Source organism: Neorhizobium sp. P1_A6 (genome assembly GCF_056406795.1).
Genome location: NZ_JBFTZM010000006.1, coordinates 353,414 through 376,803 on the forward strand (window position 1 = coordinate 353,414; position 23,390 = coordinate 376,803).

The following is a 23,390-nucleotide window of genomic DNA, read 5'->3' on the forward strand; positions in this document are numbered from 1 at the left end:
GTTACGCAAGCTCGATCACCGGTTTCTGGGCAACGGTTTTGCTTTGAAGCGGCTGCGCCGGTCCGGCGTCCTTTGACTTCCGTTTTTCCACCGCCTCGGCAACGATTGCGCGCATGCGCTCGGCGAGCACGCGAACATAAGGATCGAGCACCATGCTGTCGTGATCTCCCGGCACCTCAGAGACACTGAGTTGCACGACATGCTCGCTCCAGCCGTTGTCGGAGAGCAGGATATCGCGGTTCTCCTTGAGGCAGCGTCCGCCGCTGAGCCGGTAGAAGATGGCGGGCTTCGGTCGGAACAGCGTCACCGCTCCGGCATAGGGTTTCACCTGGTATTGATGAGCCGCCCGCCTGAACGCCACCTCGATCTTCTCGTTGTTGAAATGCTCCGTCGGGCCGGCCTGATGCTCCGCCTCCTGCTTGGCGCGGCCGTTCATCTTGTCGTGCAGACGGTCCTGGAGATACTTGGCGAGATAATTGGCTTTATGCCGGCGGATATCCTGCAGTTTCATGGTGATACGGTCACGCAGATCCAGCCCCGGTTGCCGCGGCAGCGGCGTGTCCAGCATCAACAGATGGGAAACCTCTTCTCCCGCCTCCTGAAGTTGTCGGGCCATTTCATAGGCGGTTATGCCGCCGCCAGAATAGCCGGCGAGGAGATAGGGGCCGTTGGGCTGAACGGTGCGGATTTCGGCGATGTAATCGGCCGCCATTTCCTCGAAAGTCGCATGCGGCTCGTGATCTCCGTAGAGACCGCGAGCCTGCAATCCGTAGACTGGCCTGTCCGCCCCCATGGTCATAGCCAGATGGCGAAGGTTCAGGACATTACCGAACATGCCGGCGCAGATGAACAGCGGGGTTGCTTTTGCATTCTTACCGGGGTTCATCAGTACCAGATGAACCGGCTTTGCCGTCGTCGTCGGCAGGCTCCCCGCGAGTTCGGATCCTGCGGCTTCGCCTCCATCCGGCAGTTCCACAGCGATGCGCTCGGCACACTGGGCGATGGTCGGCGCCTCGAACAGCGTCGAGATCGGCAGGTCGAGCGCGTATTGCTTCTTGATCATCCGGAACAGGCGAACCGCGATCAGCGAATGCCCGCCCATGTCGAAGAAACTGTCGTGGATGCCGACCTTGGCGATGCCGAGGAGCTCCCGCCAATAGCCGGCCAGCGTTTCCTCGATCGGATTTCGCGGCTCGACGAACTCGCTTTCGAGGTCCGGTCTCTCGAAATTGTCGCCAGACGGCGTCGCGGTCTCGGCAGAGGCGGCAATCCATTCGCGCAGAGTTTCGAGATCGATCGAACTGATGATCGGCTGAGGTTCGGAAGTGGCGAGCGCGCGTTGCAGCGCCGAAAAACCCTCCAACGGAAGAATGCCGTTGCGCACCTGGGTGCCGAGCTTCAACATCGCCGGAGACAGGGGGGCATGTTTCGGTTTCGCAGCAGCCGGTGCATCAGCCTGGGGTGCTAGACCGAGCGCAAGATCGTTCTCCAGCCTGCGCATGACGAACTTCTCGGCTTCGAAGACAACATTGCCGCCGGGGTCAGTAATCGTCACGTCGAAGGCCGCATAACCCTCGCCGAAATCGTTGCTGTCGGCGAGCCTGACGATGCTGATGATTTCGGCGGGCAGCGGCTCGTGAAGGACGACCYGGCCATAGGTTGCCGGCGCCCAAAGCGAAGTCTCCGCGTCGTAGTCTTTGGCAAGTTCCATGGCAAAGCCGGTCGCAATGTCGAGCAGGCCCGGGTGCAGCAGAACGCCTTTCGAAAGATCATCCGCATATGAGGGGTCCAGTTTCAGCTCCGCAATCGCCTTGCCGCCACCGATTGCCATGGAGCGCAGCACCGACCAGCGGGGGCCGAAGCGAATATGCTTCTCCTGGACAGCACGAAGCGCGCTGCCGCCTCCGGCAACCCGTGTCTCGTCAAACGAAGAGGCTATAGTGGCGATGTCGACGGTTTCGTGCCTCTGTTGCGGCTGCGGCTTGAGGACGGCTTCGGCGTGCTTGACGAACAGCGCATCCTCGCCATCCGCCGGGCCCGCCAGAACCACAATGCGAAAATGCTCCGCCACCGGTTCCAGCCGGACGCGAACCGCTTTCATCTCTCCGTCGCTAAAGACAAGCGGTCTCAGAAATACGAGGTCCGCCACTTCCGCTGCAAACGGAAGTCCGTATTCCCGAGACGCCTGTGTAATCAATTCCAGATAGCCCGTACCCGGCATGACCGCCTGGCCGGAGAGAAGCCGATGCTCGTCGAGCATCCATTCCGTCTCGGGGCTGACCAGCGCCTCGAGCCAGGGCTGTCCCGTCTCGCCCTCTTTCCAGTGATGGAAGAACGGACCCGCTGCTGGGCCGGCAACCGGCCTGATCCATCCGCCGCCTTCCAACGCGCCAAGCGCTCGTGCCGCAAGACCGACTTCGTTCCAGACGCCCCAGTGCAACGCGACGGTCGCGCGGTCGGTGCGATGGGAGCGGCTCTGCGCGAAGGCATTGAGATAGGCGTTGGCGGCGACGTAGTCGACCTGTCCCGCCCGCACCACGTCGGTGCTGGTGGAGGAGAACATCAGGAAGAAATCGAGCACGACGTTTTCGAATGCCGCATCCAGTACGGTCGTACCGAGGACTTTCGGCGTCAGCACCGTGTCGATGCTGTCGCGCGTCTTGGTCTGGATCAGGCCGTCATCGACCGCGCCGGCAGCATGGAAGACACCGTTGATTTCCCCGAAACGGGAAAGCGACGTCTCGACCGCCCGGCTCATCTGCTCCGGATTACTGACATCGCCGACGAGATAAAGGACCTCGGCGCCCTCGTCTTCGAGCCTCCGGATCGCCGAAATCGCGCGCCGCACTCCGTCATGCCCGTGGGTGCGATCGTAGAATTCCCAATTTTCGCGCGGCGGAAGAACCAGGCGGCCGACAAGCACGATCCGCGCACGGAACTGGCTGGCGAGCTCGTCCGCAAGTGCCAGAGCGACGTCGCTCAAACCGCCGGAGAAGAAATAGACGCCACCTTCACGCAGTTTTGCCCGCTCGGATGACACTTCTTTTAACGGCAGCCGCTGATGGATCTGCGACCAGCGCCGCCCCTTGCGCAGCGCCACCACTTCCGACCCCGGCTTCGCGTGCAGATCTTCCCAGAGCTGCTCGGTCAATGGCGCCAGGTCCACGGCATCCTTTTTCTCTGCCGAACGAGCAAAAGCGAAACGCTTGCTGTTCCGCTCAGCCTTGGACGGCAGATCGATATCGATCACCTTGACCGTCGCGCCGGCCATCTCCTTCGGCAGGACCAGGCCGGGACCAAGAACAGTGGCCTTTTCGGGATAGGGCAAAGGCTCGCCCGAAACCTGCTGCATACCGTTGGTGATAACGGTGAAATGTATGTCCGGAACGCTGGCGGCATCCCCCAGAGCCTGGGCGAGATGCAGCATGCTGTCGAAGCCGCATTCCTGATTCCGATGGAAGAAGTTCGAGCCCGGCCGGAAGGTTTCCGCCTGGGTCAGAAGCCACATATGCACGATCCGCGACGGCAGTCCGCCATCGCCGACAAGTCCCGCAACAAGGGCGTCGTATCCCGCACGCCCCAGTTCCGGGCAGAGCATATAATCCTCGGCGCTACGGCGAATGAAAGCATCGCCCAGCGACACCGTCACGACGCGGTGTCCTGCCGTCCTCAGCGCAGCAACCAGCCGCGCGCCGACGCCGGTATCATCGAGGAAGAACAGCCAGGATTGCGCCTCTTTCTCGGCACCGAGTTCGTGATCCGCAAGCGTCTGCTTCCAGGAGGGACGATAACCCCAGCGTGCGATATCCGGTTCCTTCGAAAGGACAGGCTCGGCGCTTTTGCCTCTCTCATTCGCTCCGGCACGGTCTATAAAGAAGCGCTTGTGCTGGAACGGATAGGCGGGCAGGCGAACCCGGCGCGGCGAACGGCCCTGCCACAGGCGGTCGATATCGACTTCAAGGCCGGTCGCCCAGGCCCGTCCCACGGCCGAGAGGAAATAAAGCCGATCATCGCCGGCCTCATCCGGATGCGGCAGGCTGTTGATCACCTGGTTTGCGGGGATCGACCCTTGCGCCTTCGTCAGTGACGACAGAACCCGCCCGGGGCCGACCTCGATATAGATCCGTCCGGGTTCGGCCGAAAGCGCGGCCATGCCGTGCGCGAAATGGACGGTCGAACGAAGGTGGCCAACCCAGTACATCGGATCCGTCGCCTCTTCGGCGCTGAGCGGCAGGCCTGTACGATTCGACAGGATCGGAATTGCCGGCGCGCGAAGGGTTATACCGCGCAGAAAAGTCTCGAAGGCTTTGAGAATGGGCGTGACCAGCCGCGAATGCGCGGCGATGTTGATCGGCACGCGCGTCGCGTCGATGCCCTGCCCCGCCAGAAACTCCAGGAAGAGGTCGAGATCCTCGTTGAGGCCGGACACGACGCAAAGCGACGGCGCATTGACCGAAGCAATATCGAGCGATGACGGCAGCAGTTCGGAAAGCCGGTCGTGATCGAGCGGCACGCTCATCATGCCGCTCGGCTGGATCGTCTCGAACAGTTTCCCGCGCAGGTGCACGAGATTGACGGCGTCCTTGAAGGACATCACGCCGGCAACGCAGGCCGCGGCGTTCTCGCCCATGGAATGACCGATCAGCGCCTTCGGCTTCACACCCCAATCCATCCAGAGGCGGGCCAAACCGATTTCGGTGATCAGGATGGCCGGAAGCTGGAGCGACGGGCGGAGGAAGGCTTTTGCGGTCGCGGCCGTATTTTCCCCGAGCCAGGTGGCGCGGATCTCCTTTGCCGCATCGCTCGGCAGATGAGAAAGCCCCTCTTCGACGATCAGTCGGAATGTCTGATCCTCCTCGTAGAGCCGCTTGGCCATGCCGACATATTGTGCGCCGCCGCCCGGAAACAGGAAAATAGCACCGGCGTTGTTCGGCACCGGTTGATGAACGAAACCGCGGCCGCCGGGGTTCGTGAGGACCGCGACGGCGTCCTCACGGCCACGGACGGCGACCACCATGCGATGGTCGAAATGTTTGCGGCCGTGCTGCAGCGTAAAGCTGACGTCGTCAAGAGAAAGGCCGGGCTGGTTTGACATCGCCAAACCGAGCCGCTCGGCCGCCTGGTCGATCGTCTTGCGCTGGCGGGCCGAAAGGAACAGCAGCATCGGATCGCAATCGGCACCGGCCTGCACGTCACCTTTGACCACATCCGGCACATAGCGGGTCGGCGCCTGCTCGATGATGGCATGCGCATTGGTGCCGCCGACGCCGAGCGAGTTGACGGCCGCCCGGCGAGGGCCCGGCGCATGCGGCCATTTCACCAGCTTGTTGTTGACCCGGAACGGGCTCTTTTCGAAATCGATCGAGGGATTGGGGCGCTCGAAGCCGAGCGTCGGCGGAATCTCCCCCTCGTTGACGGCAAGCGTCGCCTTGATGAGGCCGACGACGCCCGCTGCGGTATCGAGATGGCCGATATTCGATTTGACCGACCCGACATGGCAGAAGCCGGTCCGGTCGGTGCTCTGCCTGAAGGCCGCCGTCAGCGCCTCGATTTCGATCGGATCGCCGAGGAACGTACCGGTGCCATGGCACTCGATGTATTGAATAGTGTCGGCATCGACACCTGCGAGCCCCTGAGCCTCCAGAACCGCCTCGGCCTGCCCGCTGACGCTCGGGGCCAGATAACCCGCCTTGCTGCCGCCGTCGTTGTTGACGGCCGTGCCCTTGATCACGGCATGGATCACATCGCCGTCGCGGAGCGCATCCGAAAGCCGGCGCAGCACGACTACCCCGACACCGCTGCCGAAAACAGTCCCGGCAGCGCGATGATCGAAGGGCCGGCAATGCCCGTCGGGCGACAGGATCTCACCTTCCTGGAACGTGTATCCGCGCCGATGCGGGAACTCGATCGTCACCCCGCCGGCAAGCGCCATGTCGCACTCGCCTGAAATCAGGCTCTGGCAGGCATAGTGCACCGCGACCAGCGACGTCGAGCAGGCGGTCTGGACGTTGACGCTCGGACCGCGCAGGTCGAACGTGAAGGAGGCGCGAGTCGCCAGGAAATCCTTGTCGTTGCCGGTATGGCGCAACAGAAACATGCCCACCTGATCGATCAGGTTGCGATTGCTGCAGACGTTGAAATAGAAGTAGCTGCCCATGCCGCAGCCGGCGAAGATACCGACCGGGCCGGGCTGATTGTTCGGCGTCCGGCCGGCATCCTCCATGGCTTCCCAGGCACATTCCAGGAAATGGCGGTGCTGGGGATCCATGATCGCCGCCTCCTTCGGGTTCAGACCGAAGAATTCCGCGTCGAACATCTCCATATCGGGAAGGTCCGCGCCGCGGGGAACATAGCTGGGATGGTGGAGCCGCTCGGAATCTTCGCCTTCGGCGATCAGGTCCTCCGGCGAAAACGTCCGGACGGACTCGACGCCGTCTCGCAGGTTCTGCCAGAATTCCGAAACATTGCGCGCACCCGGCACTCTCAAAGCCATGCCGACGATCGCAATATCGCCGGCACTGACCTGGTTAGACCCCTCAAGCATCGATACCGTCCCAACCCGCGGAGGTCGGCCCGATGACATCACCCCAATGAGCCATTGGCCTCGTTCCGCTTCCATTGAAAAACCGCGAGCGCAAACCCGCATTCTCAATGTGCTTCCAGCTAAGAAGCAATCGCAATTACTCCTTTGGAAACCATCATCATCCGTATGGGGGAGAGGCAGGTAAGGCCCGCGATTCAGGCTTAGCCGCGATCATCCGCATGGGTGGTGAGGCGCATGTTGAGTTTTATACCGCCCCCCGTTTCTATCGAAGTGCCTGGAACAGCAACGAGTGGGGACAAGCTTTATGGGCGAATTGAAGTGTGTTTTGATCGGTGGCGGACTATTGCTGGTTCAATGCGCTGAAATTCTGCGGGGGCGCGGACACAAGATCCAGGCCATAGCGACCTCCAATGGATCGGTTCGAAACTGGGCGATGGCCCAGGACATTCCGGTCATAACACCCGAAGGCGATTACGCCGCCCAGCTGACGCAATATGACTACGACTGGCTGTTCAGCATCGCCAACCTGAAAATGGTCCCGGATGCGATCTGGCAGCACGCGCGCATCGGCGCCACCAATTTTCATGACGGCTTGCTGCCGGACATGGCCGGTCTCAACACACCCGCCTGGGCAATCCTCGAAGGTCACGAGCGGCACGGCATCACCTGGCACGCAATCACCGAAGGTATCGACGAAGGCGATATCTATGCGCAGCAGCATTTCGAGATCAGCGCGGACGAGACGGCGCTGACGCTGAACACCAAATGCTTTGAAGCAGGGATTGCGACTTTCTCCGAGATGCTCGGCGACATCGAGCGCGGTACCCTGATCCCCCGCCGTCAGGATTTCGCAACCCGCGCCTATTACGGACAGCTCAAGCGTCCTCCGGCCGCCGGCACCCTCGATTTCACCGCTTCGGCAAATGAACTTTCGCGCCTGGTGCGCGGCCTGGATTTCGGCGCGACCTATCTCAACCCGCTGGCAACGCCAAAGGTCCAGTTTGGCAACGACGTCTTCACCGTCAGAAATCTTCGCGTCCTCGACGGCGAACTGAACGGCGAACCCGGCCTGGTCCTGTCGGTCGGCGCCCATGGCGTGACGGTCGGCACCGCGGACATGCCGGTCCTGCTCGAAGCCGTCCGCAAGGACGGCGCCAGGCAAGTAGTCCTTTCCTCGGTGCTGCGCCCCGGCGACCGGCTGCCGCTTATGAACGACCGCGAGAAGGACACGTTATCGCAAGCGGTTTCCACTCTTGCGCGACATGAAGGCCTCTTCCGCCGCATGCTCGAAACCAGCACCGATATCACGCTACCTTATGTAAAAGCGCTCGAAGCCGGCCAGGTACCGGATATTCGCACCATCCCCCTGCCCTTTGCCGGACAGCTTTCGCGGCTGGAACGGGTTGCGCTGACGGCAGCCTTCCTGAACCGTCTTTCCGGTCAGCCGATGTTCGACCTCGCTTATACGAACGACAGGCTGATAGACCTTGGTGCCCGCCACCCCGGCTATTTCGCCAAGTCCATTCCGCTGCGGATCGACGCCTCGGGGCAGGTCTCGGTCGAGGACCTGCTCGGGCATGTCGACCGGTTGCTCAACGTGCTGGACGAACGCCAGGGTTATTGCCGCGATCTTGTCGACCGTTATCCCGGCCTGATCGCGCCTGAGCTGACAATCGGTATCGCGGACATCTCCAATCCGGCGCTCACCGATGAAATCGACGGCTGCGCCTTGACCTTCCGGCTCGGCGAGACGAGGGCCGACCTCGTCTACGATCGGGCACGCGTCGATGAACGTCAGGCACAGGATCTGGCGACGGCATTTGCGATCCTGGCCTCGGCGTTCGAGGACCGCGCGACGTTGCTGCAGGACCTGCCCCTGATGTCGAACGCCGATAGGAACATGGTCCTCTTCGACTGGAACCGGACTGAGCGGGAATACGAAACGACCGCCTGCGTCCACCAGCTTATCGAGCGGCAGGTCGACCGGACGCCGGATGCCGAAGCTCTGGCATTCCACGGCCGTTCCCTTTCTTATCGCGAGATGGACGAGCGGGCGAACCGCATCGCGCAAGCGCTGGTCACTCAGGGCGTCGGCCCGGACGTCACCGTCGGCCTATACCTGCCGCGTTCGCTCGACCTGGTGGTCGGAGCGCTTGCTATCATGAAGGCGGGTGGGGCCTATATTCCGCTCGACCCGCATTTTCCGGCCGACCGCCTCGCATTCATGATCAAGGACAGCGGCGCCAAACTGGTTCTGACCGAGCGGCGGCTGGCAAAATCCGAAACGCTTGATGGCACCAATTTTCTGTGTGTCGAGGATGTCCTTCGAAGCCAGGCCGCAGCCGATCGCCCGGCAACCGACGTGACTTCCAGCAATCTCGCCTATGTCATCTACACGTCCGGCTCCACCGGCCTGCCGAAGGGCGTGATGCTCGAGCATCGCAACGTGGTCAACTTCTTCGTCGGCATGGATGACCGGGTGCCGCGCGCCGCCGATCGTCGCAATGTCTGGCTGGCCGTCACCAGCCTCTCTTTCGATATTTCCGTTCTGGAACTCTTCTGGACCCTTGCCCGCGGCTTCAAGGTCGTCATCCATTCCTCGGAAGTCATCGAAGCCAAGGCAAAGGGCGCGTCTTCCGCCGGGAGAGGCACCCATCTGGATTTCGGCCTCTTCTACTGGGGTAATGACGGCGGAGTTGGTCCGGACAAATACCGTCTGCTGATCGAAGGTGCGAAATTCGCTGATGCAAATGGGTTCGATTCCGTCTGGACGCCGGAGCGCCATTTCCACGCCTTCGGTGGCCCCTATCCGAACCCGGCCGTTACCGGAGCGGCTGTCGCGGCGGTCACCAAAAACCTTTCGATCCGCGCCGGCAGCTGCGTTCTGCCGCTCCATCATCCGGCGCGCGTCGCCGAGGAATGGGCAGTCATCGACAATCTCAGCAATGGGCGCGTCGCACTTGCCTTCGCCTCCGGCTGGATGCCGGAGGACTTCGTGCTGCGGCCCGAAAACGCGCCGCCGAAGAACAAGGCTAGCCTGACCCGCGACATCGAGGTCGTCCGCAAATTGTGGCGTGGCGACAGCGTCGATTTCGATTTCGGCGCCGGCACGGTCGCAGTCGTGACCCAGCCGCGGCCGGTCCAGAAGGAACTTCCTGTCTGGCTAACCACCGCCGGCAATCCGGAAAGCTATCGGGAAGCCGCTCGGCTCGGCGCCAACGTGCTCACCCACTTGCTCGGCCAGTCGGTCGACGAGCTTGCGGAAAAAATCCGAATCTATCGGCAGACGCTCACCGAGACCGGCCGCGACCCCGCCGATTACAAAGTCACGCTAATGCTGCACACCCTGATCGGCGAAGATCGCAACGAGGTGCGGGATCTGGCGCGCGGCCCGATGAAGGAATACCTGCGCAGCGCAGCCGCTCTCATCAAGCAATATGCCTGGGCGTTTCCGGCCTTCAAGAAGCCACAGGGCATCGCCCAGCCGATGGATATCGACCTCCAGTCGCTCGCGCCCGAGGAGATGGATGCCATCCTGGAATTCGCCTTCCTGCGTTATTTCGAAGACAGCGGCCTGTTCGGCACGGTCGAGGATGCGCTGGAAAGGCTGGATCAGGTCAAGGCGGCCGGCGTCGACGACATTGCATGCCTCATCGATTTCGGCCTGGCCGACGATATCGTCATGGAAAGGCTGCCGCTGTTGGCCGAAGTGGTCAAGACGAGCAAGAATCCCGTCAGCGAAGAGACCGGAGACGGTTTTGCAGAAGAGATCCGCAAGCATCGGGTTACCCATCTGCAATGCACGCCCTCGATGGCCCGCATGTTCATGATGATCGACGAGGACCGCGCAGCACTCAGCGACGTCAGGCATCTCTTCCTCGGCGGCGAGGCGCTGCAGGGGTCGCTTCTCGCAGCCCTGCGAACCGTCACCGACGCGACGATCGAAAACATGTACGGCCCGACCGAGACGACGATCTGGTCTTCGACATTCACGGCCGGCCCATCGACAGGCGTCGTGCCGATCGGCCATCCGATCGCCAATACCCAGCTCTATGTGCTCGACAATGCCTATAATCCGGTGCCGCCCGGCGATGTCGGCGAACTCTATATCGGCGGCGACGGCGTCGCCCGCGGATATCACAACCGCGAACAGCTCACCAAAGAACGCTTCCTGCCGAACCCGTTCATGGAAGGCCGGATTTACCGGACCGGCGACCTCGCGCGCTTCGACAGGAACGGCGTCCTGCATTTCCTCGGCCGTACCGATCATCAGGTAAAGATCCGCGGCCATCGCATCGAGCTTGGCGAGATCGAAGCGCGGATCGGCACATTCGCCGGCATCCGCGAGGCGGTCGTGGTCGCTCGCAAGGACAACCCCGGCGACGTGCGCCTGGTGGCTTATATCCGCACCGACGGGACGTCCGTCTCCGAACAGGATTTGCGTGCCTATATCGCCGAAGCTCTGCCCGATGCGATGATACCATCGCATTTCGTGACGATGGAGGCCTTCCCGCTGACGCCGAACGCCAAGGTGGATCGCAACAAGCTGCCGGCTCCGACGGAAAAGGTCCAGTCCACGCCCGCGACGTTCATAGAACCGTCCAACAGTCTGCAACGCGACATCAGCGAGGTCTTCAGCCGCGCACTTGGGCTCGAAAAGGTCGGCATCTTCGACAACTTCTTTGCACTCGGAGGACATTCGCTGCTCGCTGTGCAGGTCCATCGCGAAATGAAGGCAAAGCTGGCACCGGATCTGACGATCACCGACCTCTTCCGTTTCCCGACGGTTGCCCTTCTGGCCGACCATATCGCCGGCAAGGGTAAGGCCGATATCCAGCTGAGCAGGGTGGCCGAGCGAGCCGCATTGCGCCGCAATGCGATGGAACGGCGCCCGACGCTGGTTCGCGTGGAAACAAAGGTCTAGCTATGCTGCTGGAAGGAATATTCGACTCTTCCGTGTCGGTCGCCGAATCCGACCTGTACGGCGACGTTTCGAAACTCTATCCCGAAGAGAGAACGGCGATCGCCACGGCGGTGAAGAGCCGGCAGCAGGAGTTCACCGCCGGCCGCACCTGCGCCAGGCGGGCCATGGGTCATCTGGGCCTGCCGGCTATGGCCATCCCCGTGGGGGCCGACCGGGCGCCGATCTGGCCGGCCGGCATTGCCGGAAGCATCAGCCACTCCACCACGCGATGCGTTGCGGCCATCGGCCGCCATTCGGACGGCATCAAGGCTGTCGGACTCGATCTGGAGGAAGCGACGCCGCTTGACGACACCTATGCGCAGGAGATCTGCACACCCCGCGAGCGGCAATGGCTCAATCGCCAGCAATGGGGCACTCGCGGCCGGTTGGTAAAGGCAATCTTCAGCGCCAAGGAATGCACCTACAAGTGCCAGTACGGCCTGACGCGCACGATGTTCGGTTTCGAGGCCATCCGCATCGAATTGAACCTCGCCGACGGGCATTTCGCCGCTTATTTCGAGATCGATGTCCCGCCTTTCAGGACTGGTGACCGGCTTGTGGGCCGGATCAGGCTGCGCGACGGATATGTCGTCGCCGGCATGATCATCCGCTGAAGCATCGGCCGCAGCCTGCTCGGCCCCTGGCCCAGGCCGCCAACCGCCAAGAACGACGCAGTTCAAGCCCGTTTCAGCATGAGGCCGCCGGCCGGAAGCCAGTGGCGGCATTTTGCCGTAGCCGGCTGCATTCACTCGATCAATAACCATTTTGGCACGAAGAACAGGCTTCAATTGACCCACCTGCCATCAAATGGGCGTAGATAGGTTCGACCTGATCCTACCTGCCCCAAAATAGGATGAGCCCGCGCTCACTCGAACTGTGTAGCGTGGTCAGCTTAGAACGCTCGGCCCTCCCGTTATGATTGACTCCTTGAGACGCTATCGTCGGAGGGAAGTCATGCAACAGGACATACTGGTCGCCGCAGCATTGTTATTGTCCGTCGTTGTCCTTGTTCCGACTGTCTTTTTCGCGATTGAATGCCTCGCGGGAAGCATCGGCCGGCAGAGCACACCGCCTCGTCAGAACGGCCGACGACCGCAAGTCGCGGTTCTTGTCCCGGCGCACAACGAAGAGCTTCAGATCATCGGCACCCTGCAGAGCATCCAAAGCCAGATGCGCGATGGCGATCGGCTGGTCGTCGTGGCGGACAACTGCAACGATCTCACCGCCTCGCTGGCGCGCGAAGCGGGCGCAGATGTCATCGTGCGGTTCGATCCGCTTCGCCGCGGCAAGGGATACGCCCTCGACGCCGGCGTCAGGTACCTCGGCCTGCTGCCGCCGGACGTGGTCGTCATTGTCGACGCCGATTGCTGGCTGGAACCGGGCGCGCTCGATAACCTCGCCCTCATGGCTGCGGCAACGAACGGACCCGTGCAATCCCGCTATCTGATGTTCGCGCCGCCGGACGCAAGCATCAATCTCGCGGTTTCCGAATTCGCATTTCTTCTGAAGAACCGGATCCGGCTTCTTGGACTGGCAAAACTCGGGCTTCCTGCGCAATTGACCGGCTCGGGCATGGCATTTCCCTGGGCCGTCCTGCGTGACGCCGCACTTGCGAACGGCGATCTGGTCGAAGACATGAAGCTTGGGCTGGACCTCGCGCGGATCGGCCAGGCTCCGCTTTTTTGCGATGCCGCAGCCGTAAGCAGCAGGTTTCCGTATTCGAAGAAAGGCCTCGAAACACAAGCCTCCCGATGGAACGCGGGCCGCTTGGCGTTAGCGGCACACCTTTTCTCGGCCTTGCTTGACGTCAACACGTTGCGGAACAGGGCCTATCTGGCGCTCGTCGTTGATGCGCTCATACCGCCGCTGACATTGCTGGCAGCGCTTCTCCTGCTCTCACTGTTTCCGGCAGTCTTCCTCGCGACTTCGGGAATTGCGATCGCGCCGTTGGCTATCTCGATCATCAGCATCCTGGCTTTCGATATCGCGCTGTCGGTAGCCTGGTGGCGTCACGGCAGACGCGCGCTTCCCATGCATGCCATGGCTGACATCCCGGGATACATCTTCAAGAAACTGAGGCTCTATCCGCGCCATGTCATCGAAGCCGGCGGGGCGACCTGGATCAGAACTGATCGAACCAGGGTCCACTGATCCGGGGCGAGAGGGGCATTCCCCTTTCGGAAAGTCGGCTCAGGACGCGGGATCCGGGATGGCCTTGGCCTCCGTCAGGTTCGTCTTTGTCGCTGAGAGTTTCTGAGCAATATGCTCTGCAACACGCAAGGCGTTCGCGGCGACCGTCAGGCTTGGATTGGCCCCTCCGCTGGTCGGAAAGAACGAAGCATCGACGACATAGAGATTGTCCAGATCGTGCACGCGGTTGTTGGTATCCAATACCGCAGTAGAGGGATCCGAACCAAACCGGCATGTGCCACAGGCATGGCCGTAGTTGAGGTTGACTTCGGAACCGAGCATCATCATCCGGTGCCACTTGAATGCTGTCCGGTATAGTTTGCGGAATGCCTGCATTCTTTGCCGCAACTCGGCATGAATGGTATATTCGAAATACATTCTGGCCGGATCTTCCGGATCGGGCCTGACGCGATTTTCGGGATAAGGCAGATCCTCGAGGATAGAGGTGAATATCGTCGCATTGCCTGAGATAAGGGCGCCGATCATCGCCGGGATGCGCATCAAGGGCTTCAGCGGCTTCAGCCAGATCCAGCCATTCCGGTCGATCAACGATTTCAGGAAGTGAAGCACGTTGTTGGCGGTCGCCGTCAGACCCGTAGACTGGATGACGCCCAGCTTGAGGCCTTGATATTCATAGAAATCGCGAAGACCGATAGCCTTTCCCGGCTCTGAAACACGGGTTCTGCCGCGAGGCCAGACAGCGAAGAAATCAGACGCGTGGAACATCAGATTGCGCCCCACGAGATCCGACGTGTTGGCAAGGCCGTTCGGCCAGAACTCGTTCGTGGAATTGAGAAGCAGCAAGGGCGTTGAAAGCGCGCCGGCGGCGAGCACATAGAGCTTTGCGACGATCGCCAGCTCGTTCCCGTTCTTCCGGCAAGACAATTGCGTGACCGCCTGGTCATCGGCCGAGATCTTTTCCACACTGCACTGATCGATGATCATCGCATTGCCCGTCGCGAGCGCCGGCTCGACGAATGCCCGCCGTGCGTCCTGCTTGCAGGACTTGTGACAGATGAAGCCGCCGCATTGGCTACATCCGTCGATATATCGACAGGCCGTGTGTACCCGATAGGGATGCATTCCATTCGACTGCGCGGAGTCGAAAAAGTGCTGGTCGCATCGGGTCATGGCGGGAGGCTCGATGACATCTGATTGCGGCTGCAGCGGGTCCTGGCTGCCGCGAACGTGCAGAAGGCCTTCCGCCTTGCGGTAAAAAGGCTCCAGATTTTCGTAACCGATCGGCCAGGCCGACCTGCCGGACTTGTCGACGATTTTGAAGTCGCTTGGGGAAAACCGTTCGAGCGCTGCAGCATAGATGAGCGTCGAACCGCCGACGCCGCAACCGAGTGCAGGAAAGAAGCGCACGGGATGGGCATCCACCGTGCCGGAAATCTGCTGCGGCCACCGGCCATTTCTCAGGCGTTTCGTTTCATCCGGACTGTCAGGATCATCAGCTTCATCCTGCGGGAACTCAGCCAGACCTTTTTCGATGAAAAGGACGCGATATCCGGCGGTTGCCAAAGCGTATCCCATTGCCGCCCCGCCCATTCCGGCGCCGACGATGGCAACGTCCCATTCAAATTCCATCCACACCCCCAACTGAAAACAAAGGGCTGTTGCGATTAGCCTTCAGCCGGCAGGACCCCTCCGGCGGCTGAGCCCCGATATCCAAAATTGCTGCTAATGTTCATTTTCATCGGCAGAGCAAGACAGTCCCGCCTTCTCGTTCGAAATATAAAATTGATCTATACCATTTAACTTAAGTCAAAATAAAATTACCTCGGAAATCTCGAAGGCAGATTCAACCTTATAGAGGAAAGATTGTATTCAATCGGTCCAGCAACAAAAGTAGGTAATAGGGAGATCATTCTTAGGAGGTAGGCTGGATACATTGTGCCTACCCTCTCCTCGGCTATACTCTTATCGCTGGTAGGGGTTTTTTAACGATGATCACACCATTCGAGCCGAAGATTGGAAATGATTACATCYCGTTTGAGCAGAAGTCTCAACGCGGGGGGCCTGAATATCATGTTATCGCCTATGTGGCTGCCGCGGCCGACTTCATCTATCTTCTCGGCGCGACCGGCGTCGGCTTCACGGGCTATCAATATGTCGTTTTCGGATCTGCGCCCGATCCGTCGCTTTTTATCGGGATCGGCCTGGTTCTATCGACGATCTTCGTGCTCGCAATGCACAGCGCCCAGGCCTACAGCCCGGAGAGCATTCAGCTCCTGCGGCCACAAATCCGGCTGATCTGCATTCTGATTCCAAGCGCTCTGGCTTTCCTGCTGACGGTCATTTTCTTTTTGAAAATCGGCACGACCTTCTCGCGCGGAGCGATCTTGATGACAGCTGTCATCTCTCTGTCCGGGCTGATCTGCACCCGCCTGTTCTGGCACTGGTATCTGCCGTCGGCAGCGGCTGCGGCGTCCTTCAAGATGAAACGGATACTCCTGATCTGCCATGAGGAGTTTTCGGCGGAACACTGGCAGCATAAGGCGGCCGCAAGCGGTATGACACTCGTGCAGGTCCTCCGCCTCTCGGATGAAAATCTGCTGCCCGTGAACGCCCTGCAGAGACTGAGGCTGAGTGAGACCGATAATATCGATGAAGTATTCATCATCTGGCGGGACCCGAATGTCTCCAAGCTCGAATTCTACCTCGGAGAACTCAGGCGCTCTGCATCGCCGGTCAACGTCATCTTCGATGGCGTCGTCGGCCGGCTTACCAGCGCTCCGGCCCGCAAGATCGGCGGCATGACAGCATTCCAGACGCAGCGGCCGCCGCTGAACCTCTACGAACGCGGTACCAAGCGCGCGTTCGACATCATCTTCTCGCTATTGGCCATCCTCTCGCTGTTTCCGTTGTTGCTCGTCGTGGCGATCGCCATCAAATGCGATTCCAGGGGTCCGATTCTGTTCAGGCAGGTCCGCAAAGGATATGGCGGCCGCTCGTTCCGAATTTTGAAGTTCCGCAGCATGACCGTCATGGAAGATTCTGCTGATATTCGCCAGGCTACCAGGAACGACCCCCGCGTCACGAGGATGGGGGCCATCATCCGCGCTTCGAGTATCGATGAGTTGCCGCAGCTCTGGAACGTCCTCCGAGGCGAGATGTCGATCGTCGGCCCCCGTCCGCACGCGCTCGCCCACGACGAACTCTATGATGCGCAGATCGCCAAATATGCCTTCAGGCGGCATGTCAAACCCGGGCTGACCGGCTGGGCTCAGATCAACAATTGCCGCGGCGAGACGCCGAATATCGAGAAGATGGAAGAACGGATATTCCACGACCTCTGGTACATCAACAACTGGTCGTTCTGGCTCGATATGAAGATCGTCGTCCGCACCGCAATCGAGATCTGCGATTTCGGCAAGGTCTACTGATTCACTGCAAGATCGGAAGGCTTTAAGCCGATGGCAGCGCCGGGATGTGGGTGACATCCCGCATCCCGGCGGCCTCGATGAGGACTTCGCAGGGCGGTGCGTGGCTGATGAAATGGATTGGGCTGGCCGTCAGCCCGTAGGCGCCGCTGTTATGCACGGCAATGAGATCACCCTCTTTGATCCGCGGAAGCATCGCCCCGACGGCGAGCCGGTCGATCGAGGTGCAAAGCGGGCCGACGAGATTGACTTTCTCCGGTTCACCCTGCCCACCGACCTTGTGCATCGTATAGTTCCGATGCATCACCATTCCGAAATGACCGGAAGCCGGCAGGTGGTTGTTCATGCCGCCGTCGCAGATACCGATCCGCACGCCGCGTGATTCCTTGACCGAAATGACGCGCGTCAGAAAATATCCGGCCTCACCGACAAGATAGCGCCCAAGTTCGAGCACCAGCCGGGTCGCAGTAAATTGCGGCAACGCCTTGAGACCATCGAGATTCCCCGCGATGCCGGCAGCGACGGCAGTCAGGTCGAGCGGCAAGTCGCCGTCATGATAGGGAATTCCGAGCCCGGAACCGAACACCAGTTTTTCCGGCAGCGGAATGTAAGCTTCGCAGACCTCCCGGAAAATGCCGATGAAGTTGCGATAGTTCTCGCAGATGGCTTCGGGCTTCAGGCACTGCGTGCCGGAATAGATGTGCAACCCGACGATCTTGAGATTGGGCAGGGCCGCGATCTCAGGCATGTCTCTCGCAACATCTTCCCAGTCGATGCCGAAGGCCGAAGGCCGGCCGGCCATCTGATCGCCAAACCCTTTGGGAACCGTGGTCGGAGCAATGCGGACGAGGACATGCTGGATACGCCCAAGTTCGGCGGCGATGGAATTGGCAAGTACGGCCTCGCGCACCGATTCCAGGATCAGTTCGCCAATGTCGCCTTCGATCGCCTCCCGGATTTCGAACTGCCGTTTTCCCGGACCTGTGAAACTGATGCGCGCGGCTTCCCATCCCGCTGCAAGAGCTGTCCTGAATTCGCCGATGGAGGAGACGTCGAGATATTCAGCCTGTCCCCTCATCAGGGAAAGCAATGCCGGATTGGGATTGCTCTTCGCGGCAAAGCTCAGCGCAAAACGCCCCTCGAAGGCTTGCCTCAGGAGCGCTGCCCGGCTTTCGATTGCCGATGCGAGATAGACATATGAGGGGGTTCCGAATGATGCCGCCGCAGTCTGCAGCCAGACATCGAGCGCCGAAGAGTGGTTCATCAGGCGCTGGCTTCGGCAAAACGGATGATCCGGGACGGCGTATCGAAATTCTCGAGCGTCACGTCCTCGGCGCGGATGGCAAGGCCCGTCGTCTGCTCGACAAAGGCCAGCAGGTTCACCATCGAGACGGAATCGAGAAGCCCCGAGGAGAACAGTTCGCTCTCGCTGTCCGCATGGGCGATATTCAGGGACTCCCGCAGGTAACCGATCAATTTTCCATGGGTAAGGTTCATTGCAAGTTCTCCCTCGTTTCTATCACTTTGACTGGGACTGCCAGCGGAGGTGCACTGAGGACAATTTCCCCGCCTTGCATGCATTCGCGGGAAAGGCGCACCACATCCGGTCGCGCCAGTTTGCCGCTCGACGTCCGGGGCATGCCTTCCGCCCACACATGGAACTGGCGCGGCACCATATAGGACGGCATCGCGCGCCGGCAGTAACGCAGCAAGGCTTCCTCATCGAACTCGCCGATCGGCGTTATCGCCACATGCACGGTTTGCCCCAGTTCCTCGTCGTCGACACCGAAGGCGACTGCTTCCGCCACCACGCCGCTGCGGCAGACGAGATCCTCGATCTCATCGGGACTGACGCGGAAGCCGCTGGTCTTGATCATCGCGTCGTTACGGCCGATGAACCACAGGTCGCCATCGGCATCGATCCTGACGATATCGCCGCTATAGACGACCGGTTCGTCGCCGATCAGGTGCCAGAGCTCCGGACACGGCCTGATCTTTTGCTCCGTTACCTCAGGCTTGCCCCAATATCCAAGGCTCACTAGCGGGCCGCGGTGAACGAGTTCGCCCTGCTCGCCGGGATAGGCGATGCCTTCGCCATGCTTGATGACATAGACTTCGGCGCCGGGGATCGCCTGGCCGATCGCGCCCATCTTGCGGGTGAACTTCTGCGGCGAGAGATAGGTGGAGCGGAAGGCCTCGGTCAGTCCGTACATCAAGTAGACATCCGCATCCGGAAAAACCCGCGGTATCTGCTCCAGGATATTGAGCGAAATCTTGCCGCCGGAATTGGTGATCCGCCTGAGTGCAGGAAATTCCACGGGGTTGTCTTTCAGCAGTCGCACGATCTGGCTCCACAGCGGCGGCACGGCGGCGACGCCCGTCACCCGATGCCGCTGCATCGCCAGCACGATTTCGGTCGCCATCGGCACCGCCTGATGCACGACTGTACCGCCCATCAGCATCATCGTCGTCAGCTGATTCAGGCCATAGTCGAAGCTGTAGGGCAGGACGCTGAGCAGCCGATCGTCCTCCCTGAGGCCCAGATAGCGCGACACGGACCGGGCGCCGGCAACGATGTTACGATGGGTCAGCATCACGCCCTTCGGCATGCCCGTCGAACCGGATGTGTAGATGATCATTGCAAGTTCTGTGTCGAGGCGCGCAATTTCGTCGCTGGAAAAGTCCTCCGGAAGATGATCCCAGACATCGAATATGGTGTCGGCCGGCAATTTGCCTTTGACCAGGACATTGTCGACCGTGTCGGGTAGTTTGCGTGCGCCAAGCGCCTCGGCGACCCTTGCCTCGACAATCAGCAGGCGTGCGCCGCAGTCGTTGGCGACATATTCGAGCTGCTCGACCGTCCATTGCGTGTTGACGTTGACGATCACTCCACCGACCTTGGCGATGGCGAACATGGCGGTGACTTCTGCGATGCTCTTGCGCAGGTGCACGATCACCCGGTCGCCCGGCCGGATATTGCGGCTCTGAAGATAGCCCGCCAGCCGATCCACCTCGGCCACCACAGCGGCATAGCTCGCTGCACGATGACCGTCGATGATCGCCGGCTTGCCCGGCCTTGCATCAAGGTTGTCAGCCAGAAGCTGATAGAAGTTGGTGGTCAACGCGTTCATGGCAAACTCCTCCAGCGATGGGTGGATCAAGGGCCGGCATCAGCCTTGGTGTGCTCGCTCAAAAACGGGCCGAGGCGGGGATAGATCCTGGCCGGTGAGCCGACGACGATCGAATCCGACGGGACATCGGTGGAGACCGCCGTATTCGCTCCTATCCGCACCCGATCGCCGATCCGAATGTCGCCAAGAATGGTGGAATTTACGCCGATAAAGACGTCATCGCCGATCCTGGGCGCGCCGGCGCTCATGTTCGTGCCGATCGTGACATTGTGCATGATGCCGCATCGTTTTCCGATCACGACCGCCGGGTGGATCGAGATCGACCCCTCGACGTGGATGATGTGAAAACCCTCGCCAAGCGTCACCTCGGCCGGGATCCACACGCGCGTCAGCGTTGAAACGACCATGTTGATCGCGCCGTAGATCTTCTGGAAGAACCGCCTGGCGACGTAGCTTCGGCGGCTGCCCGCCCATCGACCAAAGCGATAGACCAACAGCGCGATAAAGGCGGCATTGAGGACCGTCCCGCCGTGACGGTCATAGTCCTTGCGCACCAGTTGGCCGAACGGGACGGGAGGCGCCTGCAGAGATGCCGTACTATTGTGGTCCTGCATCGCAACCGATTGAGGGTGGAGAAAACGAAGCCGTGAGGTCATGCGAACACCATCTCCAATGTGCGGCCGATATCATCCCAATCGACCCTGAAGTTTTCGCAGGTTCCCTCGCCGATGACGAGAGCGTAGCCCTGTCCCTGACGATCGGTGATGATCTTGAGAGCTGAAACCGCCCGGTCCGGGGGCTGGATGACGAAGAGGGTCGCGTCCGGCGGCATGACGGTGAGGCCATGCACCAGATGGCTGCCTTCGACGCCGGCGACGATGCGGGCGCCGGCACAGGCAAGAATAATGTCGTCTACCGACGACGCCATCGGATCGAGGATCCGGAATCCGAGTTTCGATGCGAACTGTTCGGCGATCTCGGCCTCGTTTGTCAGGTTCCGGCTGCTTCCCCCGTTTCCCCGCAGGATGAAGACACCGGGATGAACGGGAAAAGGCGGCACCGACGCCAGCAGCTTTTCGCGCAGCTGATCGGCCCGTTTCCTCTTGCTCGCGTTCTGCCCCTTGTCCCGGAAAAGGACCACTTCGTTGAAATGGACGTCGCTGACCTGGATCGGCTTGAAGCCCAGTTTCTGGGCGTATTGCGGCTCGTGCTCCCACGTGGCCAGCCGCGTCCTGACCGGCGTCTGATATTCGTCCGCCAGCGAATAAGTCAGACAGTCATCCAAAAGCCAGTTGCCGAACCAGCGATTGCCGACCCAGCTCTCGAACAGTGCCCCACTGGCCGATTGCTTGGGGGGCACATAGACCGGCAGCCGGCGGCTGCGAGGCCTGAGGCTCCTCGACGACTTCTGCCCATAGAGTACGCCGTCGATCAGGTCGATATTCTTGACCCGGTAACCGACTGTTGCCTCCTGGATGGTTTCGTAATTTCCCCTGAAGCCCTTCAATATCTCGGCAACGGAACCGAATTCCGCACCCGTGATGCGATCGAGATGATGCGGAAGAAATTTGGCAGGGTGGATGAAGCGTCTGACTTGCGGAGCGATCGTCCAACGTTCGCATGCGACCGCCTCGATGTCCGGAACAGAGATCCGGGCCGCTCTTCTCAAAGAATGCATGATCGGCGGAAAAGATATCAATCAACCATCCTCCCGGGGCCCGCGACGGCGCTTCGAACGCTGAGGCTCCATGCCCCCAAACTACCGCCCTGGGCAGGATAATCGCATAGCGGCCAATGGTTTCGCCGTGATCTTTGGGTTATCGGCCTACTCATTTCGAAGTATCAGATAACGATATTTTCCTCGTGCTCCAGCAGTGAAGCAATCGCCTGGGCGCTGATGCGATGGTGGAATTTCGCGGCGATCTTGGCCCGCGATGCCTGCCTCAACCGACGTGAGAGATCATCGTTCAGCAATACTCTTTCGATAGCGGCTGCCATCTCCTCCGGACGCTGCGCTTGAACCAGCATGGCATCCACACCATGGTCGACGAGCTCGCTATTTCCACCGACATCGGTGACGATCACCGGCATCTCCATCGCCATCGCCTCCATGATGGCGACCGAAATCCCTTCGTTCAGACTGGCGAGCACGAAGATATGCGCGTCCTCCAGCCCTTGTCGCACCCGGGTTTCGGAGACCGCTCCCAGAAGTTCGACACAGCCGGTGAGCTTCTTTTCCGCAATCAGGGCTTCCAATGTCCTGCGATAGCCGCTGCCGCCCTGCTCGTCTTCGCCGGCAATCTGCAGGCGGACGTCGATGTCACGCCTTCGCAGAATTTCGACGGTTTGAAGCAGGAGGTCATGTCCTTTCACCGGATTGAGCCTGCCGCAGGTAAAGATCCGGCATGGTTCCCCAGGTTTCCAAGGGTTGTAGGGACGGCTCCTGCGAATCTGCTCCAGATCCACCCCCATCGGCGCAATCGCGATCCGGGACGGTTTCGAGCCGTTTAGCTTGACATCGATATCGTTGAACAACCGCTTGGAGATTACCGTCGCAAAGGCGGCATTCTTCCATTTCTGCCGCTGGTTGGGACCATAACCCTCGAGTGTCGGGCCATGAAGCGTCAGGCTATAGGGTATTCCGGACAAGAGCGACGCCAGCGCCGCGACGTTCGCCGCGTCGGCGCAGGAATGGACATGAATATGGGACCAGTTTCCACGACGCGCGAGCCGCACAAGTTTGCCGGCAACCAATAGGATGGCGAGCATGCGCAGTCGACCGGCTGGAGATTTGATTTCCGCACCGAGAACGGCGGCAAGACTCCGGCCGACCCGACGCGGACCGGCGCGAACAATTTCCGCCATCGCTGCAAGCGCTCCGCGGAAGCCGAGCGGCAGAAGGTAGTCGGTCTCCCTGCGGGCTTCGTCGGCCCAGGCATGTGACGCGATCGCCTTCGGAGGAGGCGCCGTGGAAACGAATTGAGCCTCGATACCGAGCTCGGACAAGGCCTCGTGTTCACGCCACAGGAATATATGGGTCTGACCCGGAAATTCCGGTATGAAGAAACCTATCCTGCGACCCATCACCCCTCCTTGTTCCAACGCTCCCGCGACACGCGACCTTGTCGGCTGCGGCACTCGCATGACAGACCACGCGCGGCCGGTAACCGCAGGCA

General features: G+C 60.7%; 12 protein-coding genes. 4 read left to right on the forward strand and 8 right to left on the reverse strand.

Annotation, left to right across the window (positions count from 1 at the left end):
• Position 1: 1 nt before the first annotated feature.
• The gene (locus AC1D3C_RS15270; RefSeq protein WP_477483464.1) at positions 2 to 6,544 is read right to left on the reverse strand and encodes a type I polyketide synthase; all 6,543 of its coding nucleotides are present in this window, start codon (positions 6,542 to 6,544) and stop codon (positions 2 to 4) included.
• 433 nt (positions 6,545 to 6,977) lie between these two features.
• Here AC1D3C_RS15270 and AC1D3C_RS15275 point away from each other — a divergent pair, with 433 nt between their 5' ends.
• The 3 genes from AC1D3C_RS15275 to AC1D3C_RS15285 all read left to right on the forward strand — a co-directional run bounded on the left by AC1D3C_RS15275 (position 6,978) and on the right by AC1D3C_RS15285 (position 13,658).
• Positions 6,978 to 11,468, forward strand: a complete 4,491-nt coding sequence (locus AC1D3C_RS15275; protein ID WP_477483465.1) for a MupA/Atu3671 family FMN-dependent luciferase-like monooxygenase — start codon at positions 6,978 to 6,980, stop codon at positions 11,466 to 11,468.
• 32 nt (positions 11,469 to 11,500) lie between these two features.
• Positions 11,501 to 12,121 carry a 4'-phosphopantetheinyl transferase family protein gene (locus tag AC1D3C_RS15280; RefSeq protein WP_477483466.1) on the forward strand — a complete coding sequence of 207 codons (621 nt, stop codon included), beginning with the start codon at positions 11,501 to 11,503 and terminating at the stop codon, positions 12,119 to 12,121.
• 340 nt (positions 12,122 to 12,461) lie between these two features.
• The gene (locus AC1D3C_RS15285; protein WP_477483467.1) at positions 12,462 to 13,658 is read left to right on the forward strand and encodes a glycosyltransferase family 2 protein; all 1,197 of its coding nucleotides are present in this window, start codon (positions 12,462 to 12,464) and stop codon (positions 13,656 to 13,658) included.
• Between the two features lie 39 nt (positions 13,659 to 13,697).
• On the opposite strand, the gene AC1D3C_RS15290 is transcribed toward AC1D3C_RS15285, so the two are convergent.
• Positions 13,698 to 15,287 carry a GMC family oxidoreductase gene (locus tag AC1D3C_RS15290; protein WP_477483468.1) on the reverse strand — a complete coding sequence of 530 codons (1,590 nt, stop codon included), beginning with the start codon at positions 15,285 to 15,287 and terminating at the stop codon, positions 13,698 to 13,700.
• A gap of 359 nt (positions 15,288 to 15,646) precedes the next feature.
• On the opposite strand from AC1D3C_RS15290, the gene AC1D3C_RS15295 reads away from it, so the two are divergent.
• Complete coding sequence (locus tag AC1D3C_RS15295; RefSeq protein ID WP_477483469.1) at positions 15,647 to 17,086, forward strand: exopolysaccharide biosynthesis polyprenyl glycosylphosphotransferase; 1,440 nt, start codon at positions 15,647 to 15,649, stop codon at positions 17,084 to 17,086.
• Positions 17,087 to 17,108: 22 nt separating this feature from the next.
• On the opposite strand, the gene AC1D3C_RS15300 is transcribed toward AC1D3C_RS15295, so the two are convergent.
• The 6 genes from AC1D3C_RS15300 to epsE all read right to left on the reverse strand — a co-directional run bounded on the left by AC1D3C_RS15300 (position 17,109) and on the right by epsE (position 23,298).
• Positions 17,109 to 18,347 (reverse strand): type III PLP-dependent enzyme domain-containing protein, encoded by a 1,239-nt coding sequence (locus AC1D3C_RS15300; protein ID WP_477483470.1) that lies wholly within the window; start codon positions 18,345 to 18,347, stop codon positions 17,109 to 17,111.
• Positions 18,347 to 18,580: a phosphopantetheine-binding protein gene (locus AC1D3C_RS15305; protein ID WP_477483471.1), complete on the reverse strand. Its 234-nt coding sequence runs from the start codon at positions 18,578 to 18,580 to the stop codon at positions 18,347 to 18,349. The genes AC1D3C_RS15300 and AC1D3C_RS15305 overlap by 1 nt, the downstream gene beginning before the upstream one ends.
• Positions 18,577 to 20,214: an AMP-binding protein gene (locus AC1D3C_RS15310; protein ID WP_477483472.1), complete on the reverse strand. Its 1,638-nt coding sequence runs from the start codon at positions 20,212 to 20,214 to the stop codon at positions 18,577 to 18,579. The genes AC1D3C_RS15305 and AC1D3C_RS15310 overlap by 4 nt, the downstream gene beginning before the upstream one ends.
• Before the next feature lie 26 nt (positions 20,215 to 20,240).
• Complete coding sequence (locus AC1D3C_RS15315; protein ID WP_477483473.1) at positions 20,241 to 20,870, reverse strand: serine O-acetyltransferase; 630 nt, start codon at positions 20,868 to 20,870, stop codon at positions 20,241 to 20,243.
• On the reverse strand, positions 20,867 to 21,913 hold the full coding sequence (locus AC1D3C_RS15320; RefSeq protein ID WP_247136425.1) for a glycosyltransferase family 61 protein: 1,047 nt from the start codon (positions 21,911 to 21,913) through the stop codon (positions 20,867 to 20,869). Before AC1D3C_RS15320 ends, AC1D3C_RS15315 begins: the two co-directional genes overlap by 4 nt.
• Before the next feature lie 143 nt (positions 21,914 to 22,056).
• Positions 22,057 to 23,298: an exopolysaccharide biosynthesis GT4 family glycosyltransferase EpsE gene (gene epsE / locus AC1D3C_RS15325; protein ID WP_247033152.1), complete on the reverse strand. Its 1,242-nt coding sequence runs from the start codon at positions 23,296 to 23,298 to the stop codon at positions 22,057 to 22,059.
• Between the last annotated feature and the right edge of the window lie 92 nt (positions 23,299 to 23,390).

Coding starts and splice junctions, on each gene's coding strand:
- AC1D3C_RS15290 (WP_477483468.1), bottom strand. CDS start 15,287: ATGGAATTTGAATGGGACGTTGCCATCGTCGGCGCCGGAATGGGCGGG.
- AC1D3C_RS15315 (WP_477483473.1), bottom strand. CDS start 20,870: ATGACCTCACGGCTTCGTTTTCTCCACCCTCAATCGGTTGCGATGCAG.
- AC1D3C_RS15285 (WP_477483467.1), top strand. CDS start 12,462: ATGCAACAGGACATACTGGTCGCCGCAGCATTGTTATTGTCCGTCGTT.
- AC1D3C_RS15305 (WP_477483471.1), bottom strand. CDS start 18,580: ATGAACCTTACCCATGGAAAATTGATCGGTTACCTGCGGGAGTCCCTG.
- epsE (WP_247033152.1), bottom strand. CDS start 23,298: ATGGGTCGCAGGATAGGTTTCTTCATACCGGAATTTCCGGGTCAGACC.
- AC1D3C_RS15310 (WP_477483472.1), bottom strand. CDS start 20,214: ATGAACGCGTTGACCACCAACTTCTATCAGCTTCTGGCTGACAACCTT.
- AC1D3C_RS15275 (WP_477483465.1), top strand. CDS start 6,978: ATGGCCCAGGACATTCCGGTCATAACACCCGAAGGCGATTACGCCGCC.
- AC1D3C_RS15300 (WP_477483470.1), bottom strand. CDS start 18,347: ATGAACCACTCTTCGGCGCTCGATGTCTGGCTGCAGACTGCGGCGGCA.